16 protein-coding genes are annotated in these 12,059 nt (G+C 40.3%); 9 read left to right on the top strand and 7 right to left on the bottom strand.

The window, feature by feature from the left end:
• Positions 1-401: 401 nt before the first annotated feature.
• Together ACWATR_RS13505 and ACWATR_RS13500 are read right to left on the bottom strand one after the other, a co-directional pair.
• On the bottom strand, positions 402-893 hold the full coding sequence (locus ACWATR_RS13505; protein ID WP_460332989.1) for a hypothetical protein: 492 nt from the start codon (positions 891-893) through the stop codon (positions 402-404).
• Positions 894-1,141: 248 nt separating this feature from the next.
• A complete protein-coding gene (locus ACWATR_RS13500) occupies positions 1,142-1,981 on the bottom strand; it encodes a nuclear transport factor 2 family protein (RefSeq protein WP_460332986.1) in 840 nt (279 codons plus the stop codon).
• A gap of 84 nt (positions 1,982-2,065) precedes the next feature.
• On the opposite strand from ACWATR_RS13500, the gene murG reads away from it, so the two are divergent.
• Together murG and ACWATR_RS13490 are read left to right on the top strand one after the other, a co-directional pair.
• Positions 2,066-3,139: an undecaprenyldiphospho-muramoylpentapeptide beta-N-acetylglucosaminyltransferase gene (gene murG / locus ACWATR_RS13495; protein WP_460332983.1), complete on the top strand. Its 1,074-nt coding sequence runs from the start codon at positions 2,066-2,068 to the stop codon at positions 3,137-3,139.
• A gap of 52 nt (positions 3,140-3,191) precedes the next feature.
• A complete protein-coding gene (locus tag ACWATR_RS13490; RefSeq protein ID WP_460332980.1) occupies positions 3,192-4,499 on the top strand; it encodes a hypothetical protein in 1,308 nt (435 codons plus the stop codon).
• Positions 4,500-4,550: 51 nt separating this feature from the next.
• Here ACWATR_RS13490 and ACWATR_RS13485 read toward each other — a convergent pair whose 3' ends face one another.
• Positions 4,551-4,913: a VOC family protein gene (locus ACWATR_RS13485; protein ID WP_460332971.1), complete on the bottom strand. Its 363-nt coding sequence runs from the start codon at positions 4,911-4,913 to the stop codon at positions 4,551-4,553.
• Between the two features lie 318 nt (positions 4,914-5,231).
• Here ACWATR_RS13485 and psbA point away from each other — a divergent pair, with 318 nt between their 5' ends.
• The 3 genes from psbA to ACWATR_RS13470 all read left to right on the top strand — a co-directional run bounded on the left by psbA (position 5,232) and on the right by ACWATR_RS13470 (position 8,022).
• Positions 5,232-6,314, top strand: a complete 1,083-nt coding sequence (psbA, locus tag ACWATR_RS13480) for a photosystem II q(b) protein (RefSeq protein ID WP_069068940.1) — start codon at positions 5,232-5,234, stop codon at positions 6,312-6,314.
• 262 nt (positions 6,315-6,576) lie between these two features.
• Positions 6,577-7,086, top strand: a complete 510-nt coding sequence (locus ACWATR_RS13475; RefSeq protein WP_181932308.1) for a hypothetical protein — start codon at positions 6,577-6,579, stop codon at positions 7,084-7,086.
• A 48-nt stretch (positions 7,087-7,134) separates the two neighbouring features.
• Entirely contained in the window at positions 7,135-8,022 is an 888-nt protein-coding gene (locus tag ACWATR_RS13470; protein WP_460332967.1) for a hypothetical protein, read from the top strand.
• A gap of 86 nt (positions 8,023-8,108) precedes the next feature.
• Here ACWATR_RS13470 and ACWATR_RS13465 read toward each other — a convergent pair whose 3' ends face one another.
• Positions 8,109-8,831, bottom strand: coding sequence for a hypothetical protein (locus ACWATR_RS13465; RefSeq protein ID WP_460332964.1), 723 nt, complete (start codon positions 8,829-8,831; stop codon positions 8,109-8,111).
• A gap of 107 nt (positions 8,832-8,938) precedes the next feature.
• On the opposite strand from ACWATR_RS13465, the gene ACWATR_RS13460 reads away from it, so the two are divergent.
• The 4 genes from ACWATR_RS13460 to ACWATR_RS13445 all read left to right on the top strand — a co-directional run bounded on the left by ACWATR_RS13460 (position 8,939) and on the right by ACWATR_RS13445 (position 10,703).
• Positions 8,939-9,121: a hypothetical protein gene (locus ACWATR_RS13460; protein ID WP_460332961.1), complete on the top strand. Its 183-nt coding sequence runs from the start codon at positions 8,939-8,941 to the stop codon at positions 9,119-9,121.
• A 185-nt stretch (positions 9,122-9,306) separates the two neighbouring features.
• On the top strand, positions 9,307-9,723 hold the full coding sequence (locus ACWATR_RS13455; RefSeq protein WP_460332958.1) for a hypothetical protein: 417 nt from the start codon (positions 9,307-9,309) through the stop codon (positions 9,721-9,723).
• A gap of 51 nt (positions 9,724-9,774) precedes the next feature.
• Positions 9,775-10,074, top strand: coding sequence for a hypothetical protein (locus ACWATR_RS13450; RefSeq protein ID WP_460332955.1), 300 nt, complete (start codon positions 9,775-9,777; stop codon positions 10,072-10,074).
• Between the two features lie 20 nt (positions 10,075-10,094).
• Positions 10,095-10,703: an ankyrin repeat domain-containing protein gene (locus ACWATR_RS13445; protein WP_460332952.1), complete on the top strand. Its 609-nt coding sequence runs from the start codon at positions 10,095-10,097 to the stop codon at positions 10,701-10,703.
• Positions 10,704-10,768: 65 nt separating this feature from the next.
• On the opposite strand, the gene ACWATR_RS13440 is transcribed toward ACWATR_RS13445, so the two are convergent.
• The 3 genes from ACWATR_RS13440 to ACWATR_RS13430 form a co-directional block, all read right to left on the bottom strand.
• Positions 10,769-11,032, bottom strand: coding sequence for a hypothetical protein (locus ACWATR_RS13440; RefSeq protein WP_460332950.1), 264 nt, complete (start codon positions 11,030-11,032; stop codon positions 10,769-10,771).
• Positions 11,033-11,231: 199 nt separating this feature from the next.
• Positions 11,232-11,426 carry a 30S ribosomal protein S21 gene (gene rpsU, locus ACWATR_RS13435; protein WP_069073011.1) on the bottom strand — a complete coding sequence of 65 codons (195 nt, stop codon included), beginning with the start codon at positions 11,424-11,426 and terminating at the stop codon, positions 11,232-11,234.
• A gap of 124 nt (positions 11,427-11,550) precedes the next feature.
• Positions 11,551-11,862, bottom strand: a complete 312-nt coding sequence (locus ACWATR_RS13430; RefSeq protein WP_094348369.1) for an RNA recognition motif domain-containing protein — start codon at positions 11,860-11,862, stop codon at positions 11,551-11,553.
• Between the last annotated feature and the right edge of the window lie 197 nt (positions 11,863-12,059).

The raw sequence follows: 12,059 nt of genomic DNA, 5'->3' as shown, positions 1-12,059 counted from the left end.
CAAAATTTAGCAATTTAGCAAGTTACTGAGTCCTATATTTGTTTCTTGGTGAGTTTAATCTTACCAACATAACTTCTTATATTTATCGAACATAATTCAGGAGTCAAGAGTCAGAATTCAGTTGGGTATTTTGACCGAAAAAGCGGTGCTTCGCAGCACTAGCTAGTATTTTCGAGTCGCGTCTGAATAACCGGCGTTTTTGCACTCCCAGCAAATCTACGATTGGGTGGTCTTGATTTTGATTCCTGAATTCTTCAATATATCTGCTTTAATATCTGTCAAACGTGGGTTTAAAAACAGTTATACAGACGTTGAGTTACAACGTCTGTATATCCAAATTCATCTCTCGATTCAGCAATACCCAATTATTGTATAACCTATAAAAAATTCCATTATATATTTTAAGGTGAAGTAACGCCTAATTGCATTCTTTTTAATCCTCCTTCACTTGTGCAGTCTTCCATTTCGCCAAGAAATTCTGGATAATATTCTGTATTTCTAATTAACCAGTCACCGCTACGGACTCTAGCATTAGTCTGAAATTTACCAGACACCGATGATAGTTCATTTTTTTTAATTGAAAGAAAACTTTCTACTCTGCCTGAAATTCTTACATTACCATTACCATTATTTCTATTGATAATTTTAAATCCAGACATTTTCGTAATTGAAATACCTGGGTTTAAAGAGCAAGCAGAGCCACTTTGCATATTCGCAGCGATCAATAGTTTTTCACTAGTAATAAAAAACCTCATGTTTTTAATTGTTGAATCTGAAACTTGAGCATTTGCAGAAAATGATGATATGGTGAGGCTTGCAAGAGCAATAGAAATGTTTAATAATCTTTTCATTGTCTTCAACACAAGCTTCTTTTTTAGTTCTCTCATAATCATTGATGTAAGATTGATTGTTAGTCGTTTAGCAGCCTATTATTTAACAAGTTATAAAAGTTATGTTTTATAACCACTCTTCTAATATCCATAACTTTAACTGTTAGTACAATGGCAGAATCAACGATATGAACATCAAGATTTTATAAAGAGAAATGCTATGGCGGTTCTCAATTACATAGAATACATACCTAAAATCAAGGTTTTTAGTACGCTAGGGGTAGCGTAGCGCACTAACTTCCAACTCCTAACTACTTCTTCACCACTTGCAGCCGTTGAGTTACCATCGTCATCCCATTACCTCGTAGAATGACGGCAGAAACCCATTGGCTACCAGGGGTAGATGGTGCTTGTCCAACTTTAAACAGTCCACCCGATGTTAGTAGTTGCAAATCCACAGATGTGGGATTGAGAAATTTATCTGGTTTGATGGGTTCCTCTAGCGCTGTTCCTAGTAGAAAATCATCACCAAGTGGCTCTTGGACGATCGCATCAAAACTATACTTCTGACCAACTTGTACCTGTTGTGGTAACTTGATATCAATTTGGGGCGGCTTGCTACCAGAGGTAAGTAGGGTGCGTTCTGACAAAATGTCTTGACGGACGATTTTGCTGTCTTGAATGCGCTGACGCGATTTAATCGTGGCATTGAGAGCCAACTTATTACCATTACCGGACGGTAAACCAGTTATCTTCGTTTCTGTTTCAGCAATAATTCCATTGCCTTCAGGTTTTGAAGATAAAAGTTTCGTAGTGTATTGCAATTTGGGATATCGTTGCCAAAGTGAAGTCAAAGATTTTTCCAGGGTTTGGAGGTTTAACCCATCTCCATGAGTGAAATTGGGGCTGTAAAATTGCAACACCCCTTTGACATCGCCGCGGTTGGCGGCTGCATCAACTTGTGTCAACAGATTGTTCAAATTGGTTGGTGCATTTTGGGGTGTAGTGGTTTGGGCTAATTGCGGTGGTGTAGTCGCTTGAGTGCGTTGCCAACCACTTGTCAAACCAAGAGTTAGCAGGAACGTCACCAGCCAGATATTTGCTGGAAATCTGAGTTGGCGTCTCACTAAGGTGCTAATAATGTTAGTCATTGGTAAGAATTTACTGATTTGATTAGAGAAGGTAAGGAAATTGTTTTATCTTAGTTAAGCTAGACGCTAAACGGTAGAGGTTTGATGGCAAACGCACCGATACGATTATTAATAGCTGCCAGTGGGACTGGTGGACATTTGTTTCCAGCGATCGCACTGGCACAAAAACTGCCAGATTATCAAATAGAATGGCTGGGAGTACCCAATCGGCTCGAAACTCAACTTGTTCCTCAAGAGTATCCCTTGAATACTATTGCAGTTGAAGGGTTTCAGCAAGGGTTTGGACTCTCCTCGATTCGGATTTTGGGTAAACTCGCCCTTTCGATTCTAGAAGTTAGACGAATTCTCAAACAGGGAAATTTTCAAGGTGTATTTACCACGGGGGGCTACATTGCCGGGCCAGCAGTGATTGCGGCACGTTCTCTCGGTTTACCTGTGGTTTTCCACGAATCTAACGCCTTACCAGGTAAAGTAACTCGCTTTTTTGGCCCTTGGTGTAGTGCGGTAGCTTTGGGATTTGAAGTAGCTGCTAAGTATTTGCCCCGTGCTAAAAATGTCTGCGTTGGCACTCCCGTAAGAGCGCAATTTCTCGATGGCGCAATTGATACACCGCTGGATTTAGCTATTCCTGATGGTGTTCCTTTGATTGTCGTCTTTGGTGGTAGCCAGGGTGCAGTTGCGATCAATAAGTTGGTACGTGAATCTGCAAAAGCTTGGTTTGATGCTGGTGCTTACATAGTACATTTAACTGGCGATCGCGATGAGGAAGCAGATAGTCTCAAACATCCACAGTACATAGCCTTACCTTTTTACAACAATATGGCGGCGTTGTTGCAACGAGCAACTCTTGCTATTAGTCGTTCTGGCGCGGGTAGCTTGACAGAATTGGCAGTGTGTGGAAAGCCAGCGATTTTGATTCCTTACCCCTTTGCCGCAGAAGACCATCAATCTTACAATGCAGACGTATTTACAAAAGCTGGGGCGGCGTTAACACTGAAGCAATCGGAATTGACGACTGAAGTATTGCAAAGTAATGTGTTGAATTTGTTGCAATCACCGGATGAGTTAGCAAAGATGGGGGAAAACGCAAAAGCGATCGCAGTTCCCGATAGTGCCGAAAAGTTGGCACAATTAGTGCGTGAGGTGATAGAAACTTAAAAGATTCAAAATTTAAGATAGTAAAAGACAATAGGAATTTATTCTCCAGGTTATGAAAATTTTATTTAACCAAAAATTCCGCCTCACAGTAGGTTGTGTGGCCTTATTACTTGCAAGTTTAGCCAGTAGCTATCTATATAGTCAGTCAAAAACTAAACAGCTAGCCCAACAAGATCAGTCTTTGACTGAGCAAGAAAATTTTGCCCCACTTCAATCACAAATTTCCCTCACCTCAAATCAATTTGTTGATCAACAAACATCTGATGAAACCATAGGCAAGGAAAATGCTTTTTCATCTCAGCAGGATTTGTTAGCTGCATCTGCACCCTATCCAGTTGTCGATGAATTCAAAAAATATAAATTTAGTATTAATGGCAGCCAGGTTGTTACTCCAGTCAAACTGCCAAGTAGTAAGGTTAACTTCAATCAAGGAGATTTATTAACCGTTCTCGTTAATACTAGAAAATATTTTCAAGAGTATGGTTCAGAAGACCCAGATATTCTGCGTACAGGAATGCTTGCTACTCAAGGAGTTACTGTACCAGATGTTCTCAAAACTTTGGACTTCATGATTGTTGTTTTAAAGGAAGATATTGCTAATAATCGAGCGACTCGGTTACAAGATCCGAAGTTTATTAATAGCAATTTTAAAGTTATTAAATGGACTGCTTATAACCCAAAAAACAAAAAACAAAAGCAACTACGAATTACCAAATATGCTGTTTTTACCCACACTGGTTCTCGTAAGAAAACCTCTACTTACAATACACCAATTTATAGCCTAAAAGAAAACTCAACTACTGATAAATTCTATACTAGATATACAAAACAGGATGTTTTATCTGGGATTTACGAACCAGGTGGTAGAGAATTTGGTAAAGTTCAAAGTCTCGCTTATCTAACCAGAACTGGCTTAGAAGAGGCACTGATGCAAGGAACAGTTCTGATTAACTTTACAGATGGTTATAAGGCATTTTTTAATGTAGATAGAAATAATGGAATGTCTTATATTCGCGGATTGAAAGCAACAGCCCAAAAGCGTTATTGGTATTTTAGAGAGGTTGATGCCATTAAAGGCTATGGATACAAAATAGATGCCAAAATCTCCATTAAACCAGGAGTAACCTTTGCTGGAGATGTGCTGAATATTGGTTTAGGTAAAGTGATTATTATTGAACATACTAAAGGTGGTCGCAAACATCTGCAAATGGGAGTTATGGCTGATACAGGCGGAGCCTTTTTACCCAATCTTTATCAACTCGATTTTCTGGCAGGTATTTTTAAGAGTCAAAAAGAATTTAGCCAGAATATCAGCCAATTACCTGAGTATGCTACAGCATATTTTTTAGTAAAGAAGTAATGCATTAAAAATTCGTAATCCTCGTTTGTGGCGAGTATTACGAATTTTTAATTATTTGGTCAATAATTCTAAGTTATGACCATTGGGATCATAGAAATAGAAGCCACGACCTTCCTTCCTGTGGTTAATTTGTCCTTTATTATGATGCATCGGGTCACTACTGTATTCAATACCCGCCTCTTTAATACGTGTAAAAATTGCATCAAATTCCTCGTCACTGACATGGAAGGCATAATGATGGGACTCGAATGTTTCAGCGTCAGCGAAGTCTAGCGTCAGCACATCATTAATATGTACAGCAGCAAAGTGACCAACGGGAACCTCGACCTCTAAGCCAAAAATTTTTGCAAAGAACCTCGCTGATGCTTCTTTGTCATGTGCGGGCACTATGGTGTGATTTAGAGTAATTGTCATGTCACACCTCCCCTCCTAATTTTGGTAGTAATCAACATCAACTCTTGATTCAGAGTTGATAACAATAATGTTCCTTTCTATTTTATCTTTTGGGCGCTAACACCAGAGCAAACATATTTGTTGATGTTATGTCAGGACTTACGCAAGGCGTTGGGTTTCGTACCTCAACTCACTCTTTAAATAAGCAAAACTAATCACTTTCATCAGGTTTACTGAAGTAATAAAAGTTGATTAAAAATTGTAAAGCAGTGTAAAGTAGTTTCACAGGCAAAGACAAACGAGCCTGATTCATAAATAACTAACCGCACTTATAAACCAATGACAACAACCTTACAACGTCGCGAAAGCGCCAACGTATGGGATCGATTCTGCGAATGGATCACCAGCACCAACAACCGGATTTACATCGGTTGGTTCGGCGTCGTCATGATCCCCACCTTACTAGCAGCTACCGCTTGCTTCGTAATCGCCTTCATCGCCGCTCCTCCAGTAGACATCGATGGAATCCGTGAACCAGTAGCAGGTTCCTTGATCTACGGAAACAACATCATCTCCGGTGCAGTAGTACCTTCCTCCAACGCCATCGGCTTGCACTTCTACCCAATTTGGGAAGCAGCTTCTCTTGATGAGTGGTTGTACAACGGCGGTCCTTACCAACTAGTAGTTTTCCACTTCTTGATTGGCGTATTCTGCTACATGGGTCGTGAATGGGAACTATCCTACCGCTTAGGAATGCGTCCTTGGATTGCGATCGCATATTCTGCACCAGTTGCAGCAGCAACCGCAGTATTCTTGGTATATCCAATCGGACAAGGTTCATTCTCTGATGGTATGCCTTTGGGTATCTCAGGAACATTCAACTTCATGATCGTGTTCCAAGCAGAACACAACATCTTGATGCACCCCTTCCACCAACTAGGTGTAGCTGGTGTATTCGGCGGAAGTTTGTTCAGTGCAATGCACGGTTCTTTGGTTACATCTTCCTTGGTTCGTGAAACAACCGAAACCGAATCACAAAACTACGGTTACAAATTCGGTCAAGAAGAAGAAACCTACAACATCGTTGCGGCTCACGGCTACTTCGGTCGTCTAATCTTCCAATACGCTTCCTTCAACAACAGCCGTTCACTGCACTTCTTCTTAGCAGCATGGCCTGTAATCGGCATCTGGTTTACCGCCTTGGGTGTAAGCACAATGGCGTTCAACTTGAACGGTTTCAACTTCAACCAATCAATCATTGACTCTGAAGGTCGTGTGATTGCAACTTGGGCGGATGTAATCAACCGCGCTAACCTGGGTATGGAAGTAATGCACGAGCGCAATGCTCACAACTTCCCTCTAGATTTGGCTGCTGGCGATTCTGCTCCTGTAGCTCTCACTGCTCCTGCTATCAACGGTTAATCATAATCTGAGATATCCTCTTCATCCTTATCTATAAATAAAAGACGCTCTCCCGAAAGGGGGGCGTTTTTTTATTGGGTTAGTTGGTACGTTGAACATGCCACTGAAAAATTTTTTTGAAGTGCAAAAATATTGATGAGCAAAATTAGACCGCTATAGTTGAAAATTGAGGCAATAATTATCAAAAAGTAAATTTTACGGGTAAAAATTACTTGCAGCGCTGATAATTGCCTCAAAGCTCAAGTATAAGGAGAAGTCGAGAATGATTTTACATCGTGGGCGGAGGGTAGTAGCTGCTTTGTTGCTGTCAGTAATGTTACTGACAACAGCCTGTGCACCAACAACACCTGGACGTTTTGACCAAGCGCAAAAAGAAAGCACTCAACAAAAAAGAGGTCAATCGGTAGCTAAAACCGCAACTCAAGGTAGCGAATTTAATAAATTTTTCCCAAAAGCTAGTGATGGCTACCAGCGCGTCTATACCCAAGAGAAAAAAGGCTTTGCGGAAGCGAAGTTGAAAAAAGGCGGTAAAGATATAGCGTTGCTGTCTATTTCTGATACCACCAGCACACCGAGTGCAGCAGCAAAGTTCTCGAATAGTACCAAAAAAATTGGCGGTTATCCCGCAGTAGAAGTAGGTAAGACACAAACTGCAATTTTAGTAGGAAAGTACCAAGTAAAAGCACTTTCTCGCGATCCGTCATTTACAGCTAGCGATCGCGCAGATTGGCTAGAGAACTTTAATCTTGATGGTCTGGCTAAACTGAAATGATTTGCACTACGAACATTCAGATAACAAAACCTAAATAAGGAGCTTTTTATGGGCAAATCGATTGTTGAGTTGGTTGATCAATTGCCAACTGGCGGCTTGACTGTTTCTATGTTAAAATCCCTCGATTTTGTTGCTCCTGGTCAGTGGCAAAATACTGTTGGTTTTGTCAACACCATTAAGACTGTCACTGGCGAAGACGACGAAGATTTAATTCAGCAAATTGGCGAAAGAGCAATTTATCTATTCAACGACAAATCCCAAGGATACCAAACAGCTTTGTGGCTTTATCAAACCGTTGATGCTACAGATAGAGCGCTTGGTGCAGCAGCTTTAGCTAACAAAGTTGGCGAGAAAATTCCTTTATTGGGTTTTTTAAACTCTGTCACTCCCAAACCTGATAAAGCCCAAACCATCGATCTGACATTGAAATTAGTGGCTGAGTTAGTAGCCTTCTGTCAAATTAACGGCATTCCTGGAGATAGTATTGGGGATTTTGTCGCCTCTTTAGGTGAGTATAGTGGTGAGTCACTCATCCGCATGGTGGCATTAGTTTGTGTTGATGGTTTGATACCTTTGGGCCCAGACTTTATCAGCAAAGCAATATCCGGGATTAATCAAACAAATCCACAGGAGTTAGAACAAAACTCAACTTTCCAAAACATCAAAGATGTAATTCCAGGAAACAATGCTAGTAGTAAGCTTAACTTTATTGGCGAAAGCTTTGACTCAGTTAAAGGTTGGATGAGTGGACTAGTTAGTGCCAATAATTTAACGCCACAAAAGGTAGTTAGCAATTTGCAAAGTTTTGTCGATATTGCTGATGACAAGTTAGACTATCTTGCGGCGTTCCTGGATGTATCAACAAATTATTATGAACACACCGGTACGCAAACTTTGGCACATCGCTTGATTGAACGAGCGGTAGCTGAGATTTAGGTTGATGGGTGATTGAAGAAGGTTACAGGTTACAGGGGACAGATTATTCCCTATTACCTGTAACCTGTAACCTCCTAACCCAAGACCTATTGGGGTAAACGTAGATCAGATGCGATCGCATATAAGTAAGGTTGAAAAATAGCCAAGTTTTCCAGTTTTTCAAATTTACCTGTTTGCGTACCTGTGTCAAATGCAGTGGTAATTACGTAAAGTTTACTGCCATCAAAGGCAACATGACCGATGTGTTGCTCTTTTACTCCACCTTGTTCCTTGAGTCCAGCGAACCCATAGCGAATTCCCTGAAGCTTACCAATGGGTACTGGTTGCGGTGGGTAGGCTGAGAAAGTAATCTCTTTGCCATATTCACCCTGACGATCTTTCGCAAACGCAGCGTAGTGATCTACAACCCAAGTCTTAAGTATTGGTAATACCTGGGTTTGGTATTTGGTACTTTGGTAGTCCACTTGGGAAGCAGTTGGAATACCAGCTGCTACGAGTTTATTTCGGAAATCCTCATTATTTGCTAGTGGGTAAATGTTAATCTCAACTGTACCCAAACGTTTCCCTTTAGAGGAGACACACAACAGAGGTGCATTTCCCTCACAAGCAGAAACTTGCCAGTTAGTTGGAGCAGTAGTATTTCCCAGGATTTTCTGCCAGATATTTCCCTCATTCGGATTAGGAAGTTTTGCAACGCCAGAGGATTTTATGACTTTAGGTGGAGAAAATTGGGGGAGAACAAATTTGGCTCCCAGTGGTATTGACACCAACAAAATAGAACCTAGTAATAAATGATAAAGTCGTAACATTTTTTTAAATCCAGAGCCAACTATTGCAGACACACCATATCTACAATACTTTATCGGTATAGAGGGATAGAAGGGATGTACTTGGAAACGATAACCAATGGCAAGCGATGTCTAATTATGCTCGTCTATTCCAACTTTTACCCTTTGTCTCTTACATCTCATTGCTAGAAGCTTTTCCTGGGGCACCCGATGAATCCGGTCGTGGTATATCGAAGACAGACAAACAAAGGATGGCTAGAGAAGCTTTTCAGAAAGGAGTGATTTTAGTTCTAGCTAACTTGATTGATTAAATTTAAGTTCTAAGTCGATTACGCGATCTCTGAAGAGAAAAGTTAGACTAACCATTGATTTTCTAATGATACACACCGCTTATCATTATAGGTAATCTTGCAGTGGAAGGGGAGTGGGTATAAAAACGAAAAGATGGTTCAAGATGGCAGAGGAATGTTTTAATTTACATATTTTTTGTTACTTTATGTCCATTGACTCTCTCGAACACTATACCTTTACTCTACAGTCTCTTAGAAACTATACCTTTACTGTAAGTATGTCCTACGGATATGACCAACAAGGACGTAATTGGAAAGAACCAGAACTTACATCCATGCGTAAGGAAGGTTTAATAGTTAAAGAATATGCTGAGAAAACTGTTTTCTTTGAAAATATACTTCTTGGCTATATACAGGAATGCTTAGACGGTACTTGGTCTGCACATAGCCCATACAATGCTTTAAGTGTAGGTGATATGGAAATTTCTGGATTCATTGATGAGTTTTATGCTGTGCGATACCTACATCAAGTGATAAGAGCAAATTATCCAGACGAGATTGGGAACTTTCCTTGTCTTCCTTGGGAGCTAGAAACCCCTAGATTTAAATCACGATGCTTATGATCGTCTGACAACAGTGGAAAATGAGGCCACTGGCGAGGTTGTTCTTAAGCCGTGACCCAGTGGCTAATTGGTGATATTAAACTAGATTTAGGAACTGTTGTTAGAGATTATGTCGGTACAGGAAAAGGAGATAAACCTAATAAACCACAGCAGTGGGATGCAATAACTAATCATGCGAAAAATTATGGAACTTTTACAGCTGGATTTATTCCAATATTTGATGGAGGAGGATATAGAGATGCACTAATACAAAAATTGAGGAAAAAAGCATTAGAAGAAAAAATATTAGCTTTCTCTACTTCTATACTTTTCAATGTCAATATACCTGCTAGTTCTAGCCCTTTTTTGTAGAGTTAGTCCATCTCAGCAATATGAATAACTTAAATGAAGCAATCACTGAAATATTTGATGCAATTTTTAAGAATGATTTATCTAAGATAAGTGAAGTTATTGCTAGTGGAGTAAACATAAATCAAAAACATTCGCATAGCAGACTAACTCCATTAATACAGGCGATTAATTTACATCGGATAGAAGTCATTAAGTTTCTTATTGAAGTAGGGGCAGATGTACATTTATATCAATATATTCAAACAACACCATTAGGGCTAGCAACCTCATTGGGTAATAATCAGATAGTCCAACTATTACTTCAGGCGGGAGCTAATCCCGATCTCGGTGGTATTGATGACCCTCCTCTTCACAGAGCAGTGTTAATAGAACGTATTGATATAATTCAAACTTTGATTGAAGCAGGGGCTAATCTTAACTATTTAAATGCTAGTCATTTCACTCCCTTAATGCTTGCTGCTAATAATGGAAAATTTGAAATAGTTAAACTCCTAGTAGAAACAGGATCTGTATATATAAATGCTAAAAATCAAGAAGGAGAAACAGCTTTAGATAAAGCTATATATTGGGGGTATCAAGCAATATTTGATTATCTGGCTCCTTTAACAGACCTGGAATTGCAGCACTAATTAGGAGATTAGTGCGAACGCTAGTCATTCCACAACACCTGCACCCCATCCACAATCGCAATTCCCTATTGCGGAAACTTCGCCAAAAGCTTTTTGATCACAATCTGCAAAGCCGGATCATCATTCCAACATTCTTGCAAGAAATCAAACCCCGGATTCTGCCCCGAATTCGCCGCAACTTTGAGTTTCTGCATACGCTCCGGTCGCATATTTGACCGCGCAATAATAGCCTCATGCGACCACTTTTCGGGATTTTCGATAAGTGCGGCGGAACTTTCACCCTCGTGGTTTGCTTTGACTTCTCCACCCGAAACTGAATTTTTAGTCATTAACTTAGCAGAGGGGCAACTCGGTTCTATTTTCTGATCTGCGATCGCAAAAGTTGAATAAAATTAATACAGCGCTACTACTAAAAGTGTTGTTTATTGATCGATGTATGCGTAATTACTTGTGGCTTGCCGGAGATATGGCAACAATGAAGAGATGCTGGCTAGATGTGAAATCGAAGGGCAAATTTGCTTGGACTTTTTAATTGAAGCGAGAACGTTGTTGACGACGTTGCTTGTGCCTAGCAATTGCTTTACGCTTCTCTTTTTCTATCGGCGTCTCGAAGTGACGCTTTTTTCTCATATCTTGGAAAATTCCTGCTTTAGAAACTTCCCGCTTAAATCTTCTCAACGCTGATTCAATACCTTCATTCTCCCCTAAAACTACTTGTGTCATTCTCATTCCTCCTTAATGTGGATGAATAGTTCAAGACTAGATACAAAATAAAATATTCCAGCAGAGTGGAGCCTTTGGCTTTATCTGCTGGAGACTCTAAATGTGAAACTTTAACGAATCGACTTTAGTAGCGATTATTGTTGCGGCGGGCATTACCGCCACCCCAGCTACCACGAGGAGAACTGCTTCTTTCCTCACGAGGTTTAGCTTTGTTCACTTTCAAGTCACGTCCCATCCATTCAGCACCATCAAGTGCATCAATGGCAGCTTGTTCTTGTGTGTCTGATTCCATTTCCACAAAAGCGAACCCACGCGGCCGGCCTGTTTCCCGATCTGTGGGTAGTTGAACACGATTTACTGTTCCGTATTCTGCAAAAGCCTGCTTTAGGTCCTCTTCTGTAACCTGATAGGACAGGTTCCCGACGTAAATTGACATAGAAATCTCCGAATTCAGGGAGTGTAGAGAGTTAAATTCGGAGAGACGGTTTTTAGAAATCAAAACTAGTTACTCAACCGAAAATAATCTTTATGTCCATGAGTGTAGCACAGCCTTCAGCCTTTGAATATCGTCTAATAGTGAATTTTATTCACAAATCAAACCTTTAGGGGAGGTTTGCAGACTTCTCCATTGAC

The sequence above is a fragment of the Nostoc sp. UIC 10890 genome, assembly GCF_054786515.1.
The sequence above is the reverse complement of the archived record's forward strand: the minus strand, read 5'-3'. Positions and strand labels throughout refer to the sequence as shown.

Coding starts and splice junctions, on each gene's coding strand:
- ACWATR_RS13485 (WP_460332971.1), bottom strand. CDS start 4,913: ATGACAATTACTCTAAATCACACCATAGTGCCCGCACATGACAAAGAA.
- ACWATR_RS13505 (WP_460332989.1), bottom strand. CDS start 893: ATGATTATGAGAGAACTAAAAAAGAAGCTTGTGTTGAAGACAATGAAA.
- ACWATR_RS13430 (WP_094348369.1), bottom strand. CDS start 11,862: ATGTCAATTTACGTCGGGAACCTGTCCTATCAGGTTACAGAAGAGGAC.
- ACWATR_RS13440 (WP_460332950.1), bottom strand. CDS start 11,032: ATGACTAAAAATTCAGTTTCGGGTGGAGAAGTCAAAGCAAACCACGAG.
- ACWATR_RS13445 (WP_460332952.1), top strand. CDS start 10,095: ATGAATAACTTAAATGAAGCAATCACTGAAATATTTGATGCAATTTTT.
- ACWATR_RS13470 (WP_460332967.1), top strand. CDS start 7,135: ATGGGCAAATCGATTGTTGAGTTGGTTGATCAATTGCCAACTGGCGGC.
- psbA (WP_069068940.1), top strand. CDS start 5,232: ATGACAACAACCTTACAACGTCGCGAAAGCGCCAACGTATGGGATCGA.
- murG (WP_460332983.1), top strand. CDS start 2,066: ATGGCAAACGCACCGATACGATTATTAATAGCTGCCAGTGGGACTGGT.
- ACWATR_RS13475 (WP_181932308.1), top strand. CDS start 6,577: ATGATTTTACATCGTGGGCGGAGGGTAGTAGCTGCTTTGTTGCTGTCA.
- ACWATR_RS13460 (WP_460332961.1), top strand. CDS start 8,939: ATGTCTAATTATGCTCGTCTATTCCAACTTTTACCCTTTGTCTCTTAC.
- rpsU (WP_069073011.1), bottom strand. CDS start 11,426: ATGACACAAGTAGTTTTAGGGGAGAATGAAGGTATTGAATCAGCGTTG.
- ACWATR_RS13490 (WP_460332980.1), top strand. CDS start 3,192: ATGAAAATTTTATTTAACCAAAAATTCCGCCTCACAGTAGGTTGTGTG.
- ACWATR_RS13500 (WP_460332986.1), bottom strand. CDS start 1,981: ATGACTAACATTATTAGCACCTTAGTGAGACGCCAACTCAGATTTCCA.
- ACWATR_RS13455 (WP_460332958.1), top strand. CDS start 9,307: ATGTCCATTGACTCTCTCGAACACTATACCTTTACTCTACAGTCTCTT.
- ACWATR_RS13465 (WP_460332964.1), bottom strand. CDS start 8,831: ATGTTACGACTTTATCATTTATTACTAGGTTCTATTTTGTTGGTGTCA.